This is a genomic window from Cellulomonas septica (genome assembly GCF_012396155.1).
In the GTDB taxonomy this organism is placed as follows: domain Bacteria; phylum Actinomycetota; class Actinomycetes; order Actinomycetales; family Cellulomonadaceae; genus Cellulomonas; species Cellulomonas septica.
The window spans coordinates 1-9,211 of sequence record NZ_JAAXOY010000066.1 but is presented as its reverse complement, the minus strand read 5'-3'; the positions used below and the strand labels follow the sequence as shown (position 1 = coordinate 9,211).

Genomic DNA, 9,211 nt, shown 5'->3' with positions numbered 1-9,211 from the left:
CGCTCGAGCCGGCGGCGGCCGGCGACCCGCTACGGCTCGCGGCCCTGCTCATCGGCACGGGCGCGGGTCCGCTCCTCACGCCGTGGGGGTCGCTCGCGACGGTGCTGTGGTGGCACCGGTGCCGTCAGGTCATGCTCGACGTGCCCGCTCGCACGATCGTGCTGCAGGGCGCGCTGCTCGCCCCGCCGGTCGTCGTCCTCGCGGTCCTCGGGCTCGCCGCGACGCACTGACCCGGTGCGGGCCGGGCGGGCCGGCCGACGCCGGCGGGACTACCAGCCCTCGCTCGGCACCCCGACGACGGCGATCTCGTGCCGCTTGTCGGCGAAGAGCCGGACGATGCTCACGGACGCGGGCGCGACGCGGAGCTGGCTCCACGACCCCGGCTGCGCGCCCATCGCGACCCCGAGCGCCGCGCGGATCGCGACCGCGTGGCTCACGACGACGACGGTGCGGCCGCGCCCCTCGGCGATCAGGTCGTCGAACACCTGCTGCAGCCGGACGCCGACGTCGGCGATCGACTCGCCGCCGGGCGGGCGCACGTCACCGCGGGTGTGCCAGGGCTCGAGCTCGCCGGGCCAGCGCTCCTCGATCTGCTCCGCGGTGAGCCCTTGCCACTCGCCGAAGTCGGCCTCCTTGACGAGGTCGACGGTCTCGACGGAGAGCTTCAGCCGCTCCGCGATGATGCCCGCGGTCTGCTGCGTCCGGACCATGGGCGACGCGATGATCTCCGACGGGTACTCGATGTCACCCCACAGGTCGTGCCCGATCCGGTCCACGAGCACCGCGGCGGCTCGGGCCTGCTGCTGCCCGTGCTCGTCGAGCGGCGGCCCGGGCTCGGACGAGCCGGAGTACCCGCGCGAGACGGTCATCGCGGTCTGACCGTGCCGCACGAGCACGACGGTGACGGGCTTCTCCTCGTCGAACCGGACGCCCGCGCCGGACGGTCGCGGTGCGCGGCCGGACCCGGGGTCCCCCGCGCCGGTCGTCGCGGACTGCGTGCCGCTGCCGGTCGGGTCGGTGCTCGGCGGGGTGAGCGGGCCGGTGCGGGCGTCGTCGGTCACCAGCCCACTCTCACGGTCCATCGCGAGGTTCGCCAGCCGGTCGGCGGCGGCGTTCTGGGCGCGCGGCACCCAGGTCCACGTGACGTCCGCGGGGTCGACGAGCGCGTGCACCTCGTCGGCGAGGCGGCGCATGTCGGCGTGCTTGATCTTCCAGGTGCCGCGCATCTGCTCGACGACGAGCTGCGAGTCCATGCGCACCTCGAGGCGCGCGCCCGGGTCGATCGCGAGCGCGGCCCTCAGCCCGGCGACCAGGCCGGAGTACTCGGCGACGTTGTTCGTCGTGACGCCGAGGAAGTCCGCGCGCTCCGCGAGCACCTTCCCCGTGGCGGCGTCCCGCACGACCGCGCCGTACCCGGCGGGCCCGGGGTTGCCCCGCGAGCCGCCGTCGGCCTCGACGACGAGCCGCCGGGTCATCAGACCGCGGCGGCCGGCTCGGGCAGGCGCACGAGGATGCGGCCGCACTCCTCGCAGCGCACGACCTGGTCCTCGCCCTTCGAGCGGATCGCGTCGAGGTCGAGGGGGTTGAGCTCCAGCCGGCAGCCCTCGCAGCGACGACCCCGCAGCGGTGCGGCACCGAGACCGCCGAGCTGGCCGCGCAGGCGCTCGTAGAGCGTCACGAGACCGGCGTCGAGACCCTCGGCCGCCGTCGCGCGCTCGCCCCGGACCCGCTCGGCGTCCGCGTCGATCGTCCGGAACGCGGCGTCGCGGTCGGCCTCGACGGCCTGCTTCTGCGCGACGAGCGCGTCGTACGCCTTCGTGACCTCGGCGAGCGCGCCCTCGTGCGCCTCGAGCCGCTCCATGACCTCGAGCTCGACCTCCTCGAGGTCGCCCTGGCGACGCGCGAGCGACGCGAGCTCGCTCGTCAGCGCCTGCAGGTCCTTCGCGCTCCCCTGCCCCGAGTCGAGACGTGCCTGGTCGCGGGCCGCGCGCGAGCGCACCTGCTCGACGTCGGCCTCCGCCTTCGCGAGCTCGCGACGCAGGTCCTCGGCGGCCGTGCGCGACGTGACGAGCGCGGTGTGCAGGTCGGCGAGCTGGGCGTCGAGCTCCAGCAGCCGTGCGAGCTCGGGCAGCGTGCGGCGCTTGTGCGCGAGCTGGTCGAGGCGCGTGTCGAGCTCCTGGACGTCGAGCAGGCGGCGCTGGTCCGCCGCGGGGGCAGTCGTCACGGGTGTCCTTCCGGCGGGAGGGGGGCGGGCGCGGCGACGCGGCCCGTCCAGGGGTCGGTGCTCAGGGTGCTGACCCGGGTCTCCACCGTAGTGCCCGCGGCGGCCAGGTCTGTTTCGAGGTCGCGCGCCGCACGGGCCAGCCACGGCCACTCCGACGCGAAGTGCGCGAGGTCGACGAGGTACGGCGGGGCGTGGCCGTCGCGCGCCTCGAACTCCGCGCGCTCGCGCAGCTCCGAGGCGGGGTGGTGACGCAGGTCGGCGGTGACGTACGCGTCGACGCCCGCCGCCCGGACCGCGTCGAACAGCGAGTCGCCCGAGCCCCCGACGACGGCCACCCGTTCGACCCGCCCGTCGGCGTCCCCCGCGTACCGGACGCCCTGCGCCGTGGCCGGCACCGCGGCGGCGACGTCGGCGGCGAACGCGGCGAGCGTCGTCGGACGCTCCAGCCGCCCGACGCGGCCGATCCCCGTCGACCCGGGCCACGACGCGAGCTCGAGCACGTCGAACGCGGGCTCCTCGTACGGGTGCGCGGCGCGCAACGCGGCCACGACGGCCGACCTCAGCCGCCGCGGGGCGACCATCTCGACGCGCGCCTCGACGACACGCTCGACCTCCCCGACGCTGCCGATCGCGGGCGACGCACCGTCGAGCGGCGTGAACGTCCCCTCGCCGGTCGTCGTCCAGGCACACCGCGCGTACCGGCCGATCGCCCCCGCACCGGCCGCGGCGAGCGCGTCGACCAGCGCCTCCGCGTCGGCGACCGGCACCATCGCGACGACCTTGTCGAGCGCCTCCGTCGCCGCGGCCTGCAGCGGCGTGCGGTCCACGAGGCCCAGGGCGTCAGCCAGCGCGTCCGCCACTCCCCCGACCGCGGCGTCGGCATTCGTGTGCGCCGTGTAGAGCGCGACGCCCGACCGCACGAGCCGGTGCAGCAGCGCGCCCTTGAACGTCGTCGCCGCGATCGAGTGCACGGGCCGCAGCAGCAGCGGGTGGTGCGTGACGACGAGGTCCGCCCTCCACGCGACGGCCTCGTCGACCACGTCCGCGACGGGGTCGACGGCGAGCAGCACCCGCCGGACCTCCTGCTCCGGGTCCCCGGCGACCAGCCCCACCGCGTCCCACGACTCCGCCGTCGACGGCGGGTAGCGGCGCTCGAGCGTGCGGACGACGTCGGCCAGACGAGGGGCGGTCACGCCCCGCACGCTACCCGCGCCGCGCCGACCGACGGGCTCACCACAGCGGCGTCGCCGCGTCCCCCACCGCGACCCGGCCCGTGGTCACGGGCACCATGCGCACGCCGAACCACGTCTTCCCGTCCTCGCGGCGGTGCCGCGCGAGGGTCCGGATCGGCTCCTTGGTCGTGACGAGCGCGTCGAGGTCGACCGTCGTGAGGCTGCACCGGTCGCACCGCTCCGCGAACCGCAGCTCGACGCCACCGACCCGCAGCCCTGCCCACCGGTCCTCCTCGAACGGCTCGAGGTCACCGCCGACGACGAGGTTCGGCCGGAACCGCTCCATCGGCAGCGGCGCGGGCGGCTGCGGCGCCCCCGTGGGATCGGCCGTCTCCAGCACCCTGTCCGCGATCCACGCGTTGAGCGCCGCCATCGACGCCTCGGTCGTCACCAGGAGCGGCCCGGCGTCCGAGAGGTTCAGCGCGTCACCCGGACGCCCGCCGTGGTCGAGGCTCACCGACCGTCGCCGAGGGTCGTCGAGCCAGACCAGCCGCACGGACCGCCCGAGCACGTCGGACAACCACGCGTCGACGTCCGCTCCCGCCGCGGTGGCCCGGTCGAGTCGTGACAGCCCGACGGGGACGTCGGGCTGCGCGTCCACGGGCTCGGCGACGACGAGGTCGGCGGCCCCGTCCGCCGTCAGGCGCAACGACCCGGCGCCCGGCGTGGCACGGACCCCCAGCATCCGCGGGTGCTCGCGCGCCGTCAGGACGGTGCCGTCGCCGGTCACCACCATCCACCGCCGGTCACCCCGGACGCCCCACGGGTCGACGTCCGCCTCCGGCACGTCGAAGCCCCGCAGCGACTTCACGGGGAAGACGTGCAGCGACGAGACTCGAGAGGCGGACACCCGCGGACCGTAGCAAGCGGACCTCGCGTCCGACCGGGACGCGCCCGCGTCACGATCCCGTCACGATCGGGTCCCGGTGCCGCACACGCGAACCTGCGAGCGAGAGGGTGCGCCATCCTCGCCGCATGACCCGTCTCGCGATCCGCCGGCAGCACGCGACAGCGCTGACGTTCGCCCTGGTCACGCTCGTGCTCCCCGCGTGCACGACGCCGGCTCCCGACGACGCGGTCGCACCCACCACCGCCCCCACGGACGCCGCTCCGACGACGGCCGTCACGACGCCCGATGCCGCGACGCCGACGGCCACGCCGTCGTGGCCCACGGCGCTGCCCGAGGACGAGGCGATGTCCGCCACCGACTCGTACTCGGTCGTGTGGCTCGTGATCGCGCCCGCCCAGGACGCAGCGCTCGCCGCGGCGGACGAGCGTGCCGAGCAGCTCGGCTACAGCGCGCCGTCGACGCCGGTGGTCTGCGTGCCGCCCGCCCCGGCCGGGGTCGAGGCGGAGTCGTGGGACGACGCGTGGGGCGCCCCCGTCTACTTCCGCGAGCCGCAGGACGCCGAGCTGTTCGCCGAGCTGTGGGGGGCGCCCGTGGCCGCGGTCGTGCACGACGTGCACCTGGCGTGCGGGTGGGGATGACGCGTCGGGTCGGTCGGGTGGGCCCGGCCGGTTTCGAACCGGCGACCTCCGCGGTGTAAGCGCGGCGCTCTGACCAGCTGAGCTACAGGCCCCTCGTCGCGACGTGCTCGCGGGTGCGACGGGCGCACAGCCTACCGGTGCGGCGCGACGACCCGACGGGCGCCGCGACGCCCTGACCGACGCCCGCGTCAGGCGGCGAGGTCGGCGATCGCCGCGCGGTAGGCGGCGAGGTCACGGGCCTGGCCCGCGGGGTTGACGACCGACCACCGCAGCACGCCCTCGGCGTCGACGAGGAAGGAGCCGCGCAGCGGCCGGCCGGCCTTCTCGTCGAACACCTCGTAGGCGCGGGCGACGTCGCCGTGCGGCCAGAAGTCGGAGAGCAGGTCGAAGCCGTAGCCCTCCTGCTCCTTCCACGCGCGGAGCGTGAAGGTCGAGTCGCACGAGACGACGAGGACCCGCACGCCCGCGGCGTCGAAGGCGGCGATGTTGTCGCGGATCTCGCACAGCTCCCCGCGGCACGTCCCGGAGAACGCGAACGGGATGAACACGACGACGACCGGTGTGCCGCGCAGGGCCGACAGCGTCACGGGCGTGCCGTGCGTGTCGACGAGCGTGAAGTCGGGGGCGAGCTCGCCGAGGACGGGCGTCGCGGTCACTTGCCGCGGCCGCGCGTGCCGAGGCGCGTGGCGGACCAGTCGGCGGCGATGGCGAACGTCGTCATCGCGTGCAGGCCGGACGTGGTGGCGGCCTCCTCGATGTCGCTGTGCGACACGTGGCCCGACCGGCCGGACTTCGGGGTGAGCACCCAGATGGGGCTGTTGTCCTCGAGGACCGTCATCGCGTCGACGAGGAAGTCGGTGAGGTCGCCGTCGTCGTCGCGGAACCAGATGAGGGCGCCGTCGGTGACGTCGTCGTAGTCCTCGTCGACCAGCTCGTTGCCGGTGACCGCCTGGAGGGCGTCGCGCAGCTCCTCGTCGACGTCGTCGTCGTACCCGAACTCCTGGATCACCTGTCCTGCGGTGAACCCCAGACGCGCTGCCACCTGCGAGGCGGCGTCGTCCGTGCTGGATGACACGTCCCGACCGATCCCTTCGTCGCGTCGCCCCCGGCGGGACGACCTGCTGATGTCCGCACACCGTAGCCCACCGCACGGTGGCGGGCCCTGGCAAGACGTCGACCCGGACGGGCGTGTCCGGCCGGTCCGCCGACCCCTTCGGCACGCGAGTCGTCCTACGACTGTCGCGGACGTCACGTGGCCCGAGTGCCGGGACGGTGTGACTTTGTGCCCGGCAGGGGCCGACAATGGGCCGACTACCCGCACCTGCCGCAGCGCGCCCCACGTGCTCGGACCAGGGTCGGGCCGAGATGCGCGCCGGGGCCACGAGGCTCGCGCGTGCGGACGAGAAGGCAGAAGGAGCACCGGTGGCTTCCATCGACGAGACGGGCCCGCTCATCGGCGGCCTGCTCAGCCAGGTCCCCGACATCGACCCCGCCGAGACCGGCGAGTGGCTCGAGTCGCTCGACGGGCTCATCGACGACAAGGGTGGTCCGCGCGCCCGCTACGTGCTGCTGAGCATGCTGCGCCACGCGCGGCAGCGGAACGTGGCCATCCCGGCCTCGCTGAACACGCCGTACGTCAACACCATCGCGGTGCACGACGAGCCGTACTTCCCCGGCGACGAGGTCATGGAGCGGCGCTACCGCTCGTGGATCCGTTGGAACGCGGCCGTCATGGTGACGCGTGCGCAGCGCCCCGGCATCGCGGTCGGCGGGCACATCTCGTCGTACGCGTCGGTCGCGACGCTGACCGAGGTCGGCCTCAACCACTTCTTCCGCGGCAAGGACCACCCGGGTGGCGGTGACCAGGTCTACTTCCAGGGCCACGCCTCCCCCGGCGTGTACGCCCGCGGGTTCCTCGAGGGCCGCCTGAGCGAGCACCAGCTCGACGGGTTCCGCCAGGAGCTGTCGCACCCGGGCGGCGGCCTGCCGTCGTACCCGCACCCGCGCCTCGCGCCGGACCTGTGGGAGTTCCCGACGGTGTCGATGGGCCTCGGCCCGGCGTCCGCGATCTACCAGGCGTGGACGAACAAGTACCTGCACCTGCGCGGCATCAAGGACACGAGCCAGCAGGACGTGTGGGCGTTCCTCGGCGACGGCGAGATGGACGAGCCCGAGTCGCGCGGCATGCTCCAGCACGCGGCGCAGCAGGGCCTCGACAACCTCACGTTCGTCGTGAACTGCAACCTGCAGCGCCTCGACGGCCCGGTCCGCGGCAACGGCAAGATCATCCAGGAGCTCGAGGCGCAGTTCCGCGGCGCCGGCTGGAACGTCATCAAGGTCATCTGGGGCCGCGAGTGGGACACCCTGCTCAACGCCGACAAGGACCGCGCGCTCGTGCACCTCATGAACACGACGCCCGACGGCGACTTCCAGACGTACCGCGCGGAGAACGGCGCGTTCATCCGCGAGCACTTCTTCGGTCGCGACCCGCGCACCAAGCAGCTCGTCGAGAAGATGACGGACGACGAGATCTGGGCGCTCAAGCGCGGCGGTCACGACTACCGCAAGATCTACGCCGCCTACAAGGCCGCCCGCGAGCACACGGGCCAGCCGACGGTCATCCTGGCGCACACCATCAAGGGCTACGGCCTGGGCTCGGGCTTCGCCGGGCGCAACGCCACGCACCAGATGAAGAAGCTCAAGGCGGACGACCTCAAGACGCTGCGCGACTCGCTGCACATCCCGATCACGGACGAGCAGATCGACGAGAACCCGTACGTCCCGCCGTACTTCCACCCGGGTCCCGACGACGAGGGCATCCAGTACATGCTGGAGCGCCGCCGTCAGCTCGGCGGGTTCGTGCCCGAGCGCCGCTCGACGCACAAGGCCGTCACGCTGCCCGAGGCCAAGGTGTACGAGGGCCTCGCGAAGGGCTCGGGCCACCAGGAGGTCGCCTCGACCATGGCGCTCGTGCGCCTGTTCAAGGACCTCGTGAAAGACAAGGAGTTCGGCCACCGCCTGGTGCCGATCATCCCGGACGAGGCCCGCACGTTCGGCCTGGACTCGATCTTCCCGAGCGCGAAGATCTTCAACACGAACGGCCAGAACTACATGGCCGTCGACCGGGAGCTCATGCTCTCGTACAAGGAGTCCGAGTCCGGGCAGATCATGCACACGGGCATCAACGAGGCCGGTTCCGCGGCCGCGTTCCAGGCCGTCGGCACGTCGTACGCGACGCACGGCGAGCCGCTGATCCCGTTCTACTTCTACTACTCGATGTTCGGGTTCCAGCGGACGGGCGACCAGTTCTGGGCGGCCGGCGACCAGATGGCCCGCGGCTTCCTCATCGGCGCGACGGCCGGTCGCACGACGCTGACGGGCGAGGGCCTGCAGCACGCCGACGGCCACTCGCCGCTGCTCGCGGGCACCATGTCGCACGTCGTGCACTACGACGCGGCGTACGGCTACGAGCTGCGCCACATCGTCAAGGACGGCATCGAGCGGATGTACGGGGAGGGTGACGGCCGCGACAAGGACGTCATCTACTACCTGACCGTCTACAACGAGCCGATGGTGCAGCCGGCCGAGCCCGAGGGCGTCGACGTCGAGGGCATCCTCAAGGGGATCTACCTGCTGTCGCCGGCCGAGGGCGACGGGCCGCGCGCCCAGATCCTCGCGTCGGGTGTGGCCGTGCCGTGGGCGCTCGAGGCGCAGAAGCTGCTCGCGGAGGACTTCGGCGTGCGCGCCGCGGTGTGGTCCGTGACGAGCTGGAACGAGCTGCGCCGCGACGGCCTCGCCGCGGACCAGCACGACTACCTGCACCCCGGCGAGGAGCCCCGCCAGGCGTACCTCACGCAGAAGCTGCAGGGTGCCGAGGGTCCGTTCGTCGCGACGACGGACTACGACCACCTGGTCGCCGACCAGGTGCGCGCGTGGGTGCCCGGCACGTACGCGACGCTCGGTGCGGACGGCTTCGGCTTCTCCGACACCCGCGCCGCCGCTCGTCGGCACTTCAAGATCGACGGCCCGTCGACCGCGGTGCGGGTGCTGCAGCAGCTCGCCCGGACCGGTGCGGTCGCGGCGGACGCCCCGGCGCAGGCCATCGAGCGGTACCGCCTGCACGACGTCACGGCCGGCACGTCCGGCAACACGGGCGGCGACTCCTGACGGTCGTCACCTGACGCACGAGGGCCCGCAGCGGATCATCCGCCGCGGGCCCTCGTGCTCTCCGGCGCGCTCCGGGCGCCGTCGGCCGCGCCGCGCAGGG

At 73.8% G+C, this 9,211-nt stretch carries 9 protein-coding genes and 1 tRNA gene; 3 read left to right on the top strand and 7 right to left on the bottom strand.

All coding sequences use genetic code 11. From position 1 onward, the window contains the following. Window positions 1-230: ArsB/NhaD family transporter (locus HGA02_RS04715; protein WP_281357104.1), on the top strand; the 230-nt coding region annotated here is incomplete at its 5' end. A gap of 39 nt (window positions 231-269) precedes the next feature. On the opposite strand, the gene HGA02_RS04710 is transcribed toward HGA02_RS04715, so the two are convergent. The 4 genes from HGA02_RS04710 to HGA02_RS04695 are packed head-to-tail and all read right to left on the bottom strand — an operon-like array spanning window position 270 to window position 4,306. Further along, window positions 270-1,475 carry a bifunctional RNase H/acid phosphatase gene (locus tag HGA02_RS04710; protein ID WP_168678029.1) on the bottom strand — a complete coding sequence of 402 codons (1,206 nt, stop codon included), beginning with the start codon at window positions 1,473-1,475 and terminating at the stop codon, window positions 270-272. Continuing rightward, entirely contained in the window at window positions 1,475-2,224 is a 750-nt protein-coding gene (locus tag HGA02_RS04705) for a CT398-like coiled coil hairpin domain-containing protein (protein ID WP_168678028.1), read from the bottom strand. Before HGA02_RS04705 ends, HGA02_RS04710 begins: the two co-directional genes overlap by 1 nt. Then, the gene (locus tag HGA02_RS04700) at window positions 2,221-3,417 is read right to left on the bottom strand and encodes a Nif3-like dinuclear metal center hexameric protein (protein ID WP_168678027.1); all 1,197 of its coding nucleotides are present in this window, start codon (window positions 3,415-3,417) and stop codon (window positions 2,221-2,223) included. The genes HGA02_RS04705 and HGA02_RS04700 overlap by 4 nt, the downstream gene beginning before the upstream one ends. A gap of 37 nt (window positions 3,418-3,454) precedes the next feature. After that, window positions 3,455-4,306: an MOSC N-terminal beta barrel domain-containing protein gene (locus HGA02_RS04695; protein ID WP_168678026.1), complete on the bottom strand. Its 852-nt coding sequence runs from the start codon at window positions 4,304-4,306 to the stop codon at window positions 3,455-3,457. A 125-nt stretch (window positions 4,307-4,431) separates the two neighbouring features. Between HGA02_RS04695 and HGA02_RS04690 the strand changes: the two genes are divergently transcribed. Continuing rightward, window positions 4,432-4,944, top strand: coding sequence for a hypothetical protein (locus HGA02_RS04690; protein ID WP_168678025.1), 513 nt, complete (start codon window positions 4,432-4,434; stop codon window positions 4,942-4,944). Window positions 4,945-4,962: 18 nt separating this feature from the next. Here the strand turns inward: HGA02_RS04690 and HGA02_RS04685 are convergent. From HGA02_RS04685 to HGA02_RS04675, 3 genes are all read right to left on the bottom strand, one after another. Beyond that, window positions 4,963-5,036, bottom strand: a tRNA-Val gene (locus HGA02_RS04685). Between the two features lie 96 nt (window positions 5,037-5,132). Continuing rightward, complete coding sequence (locus HGA02_RS04680; RefSeq protein WP_168678024.1) at window positions 5,133-5,600, bottom strand: redoxin domain-containing protein; 468 nt, start codon at window positions 5,598-5,600, stop codon at window positions 5,133-5,135. Then, on the bottom strand, window positions 5,597-6,019 hold the full coding sequence (locus HGA02_RS04675; RefSeq protein ID WP_162352265.1) for a DUF3052 domain-containing protein: 423 nt from the start codon (window positions 6,017-6,019) through the stop codon (window positions 5,597-5,599). Before HGA02_RS04675 ends, HGA02_RS04680 begins: the two co-directional genes overlap by 4 nt. 347 nt (window positions 6,020-6,366) lie before the next feature. Here HGA02_RS04675 and aceE point away from each other — a divergent pair, with 347 nt between their 5' ends. Continuing rightward, the gene (gene aceE, locus HGA02_RS04670; protein WP_168678023.1) at window positions 6,367-9,111 is read left to right on the top strand and encodes a pyruvate dehydrogenase (acetyl-transferring), homodimeric type; all 2,745 of its coding nucleotides are present in this window, start codon (window positions 6,367-6,369) and stop codon (window positions 9,109-9,111) included. The last annotated feature ends 100 nt before the right edge of the window (window positions 9,112-9,211 follow it).

What these genes read in the sequence shown, in the direction of transcription:
- HGA02_RS04690 (WP_168678025.1), top strand. Translation starts at nt 4,432, where the DNA reads ATGACCCGTCTCGCGATCCGCCGGCAGCACGCGACAGCGCTGACGTTC.
- HGA02_RS04710 (WP_168678029.1), bottom strand. Translation starts at nt 1,475, where the DNA reads ATGACCCGGCGGCTCGTCGTCGAGGCCGACGGCGGCTCGCGGGGCAAC.